Source organism: Rhizobium sp. KNZ2-6A (genome assembly GCF_056755475.1).
This window is the reverse complement of the sequence record NZ_JBNDIC010000133.1, coordinates 1-1,047: the sequence shown is the minus strand read 5'-3', so window position 1 is coordinate 1,047 and position 1,047 is coordinate 1. Positions and strand designations below refer to the sequence as shown.

The 1,047-nt window shown below is 57.1% G+C and carries 1 protein-coding gene; it reads left to right on the top strand.

Annotated elements, in window-relative coordinates; translation table 11 throughout:
• The coding region (locus tag ACPYOP_RS32895) for an IS30 family transposase (protein ID WP_481414378.1) at positions 1-997 on the top strand (997 nt) is incomplete at its 5' end.
• Between the last annotated feature and the right edge of the window lie 50 nt (positions 998-1,047).

The window sequence follows — 1,047 nt, the reverse complement described above, 5'->3', positions numbered from 1 at the left end:
CCGATGCTATACGCAGCTTGCTCTCGCCGACCGACGACGCCTACATCAGTTGGTGGCGGCAAAAGTTCCCGTCAACGAAATGGCCCGTCAGCTTGGCCGTCACCGCTCGACCATTTACCGCGAGATCAAGCGCAATACGTTTCGTGATCGCGAACTGCCTGACTACGACGGCTACTACAGCACGGTAGCTCACGATATTTCTAAGGAACGGCGACGCCGGCTGAGAAAGCTGCGGCGGCACCCGAGCTTACGCACGGAGATCATCAACCAGCTGGAGGCACGCTGGTCTCCGGAGCAGATCGCCGGGCGTCTGTTGTTGGACGGACACAGCCTTGTCCGCGTCTGTAAAGAGACTATCTACCGCTTCATCTACAGCAAGGAAGATTATGGGCTAGGCCTTTATCAGTATCTACCGGAAGCCCGCCGCAAACGTCGTCCACTGCGCTCCAGGAAGCCGCGCGACGGTGCGTTTCCAGCCTCGCACCGCATATCCCAACGTCCTGATTTTATTGGAGATAGATCTCAGTTTGGGCATTGGGAGGGCGACCTCCTCATCTTTGAGCGTCCACTCGGCCATGCCAATGTCACGTCCCTCGTGGAGCGCAAGAGCCGCTACACCGTTCTCATCAAGAATCCAAGCCGGCATTCTCGGCCGATCATGGACAAGATCATCAGAGCTTTTTCTCCCCTGCCGGCCTCCGCGCGTCAAAGCTTCACGTTTGATCGCGGTACCGAGTTTGCCGGATTCAGGGCTTTGGAAGAAGGGATCGGTGCGCGCAGCTGGTTTTGTGACCCAAGTGCGCCTTGGCAAAAAGGAACCGTCGAGAACACCAACAAGCGCATTCGACGTTTCCTGCCAGGCACCACAGACTTGGCAGTTGTGTCACAACACGACCTTCTCCACCTCACGCGCCATATCAATGACCAACCGCGCAAATGCCTCGGATACAGGACACCGACCGAGGTATTTATGGCGCATTTGCACGATGAGGCGTGATCCCCTACCCTGCAAAACGGGCGTGATGCACTTGGGTTAGCTTCTCCACG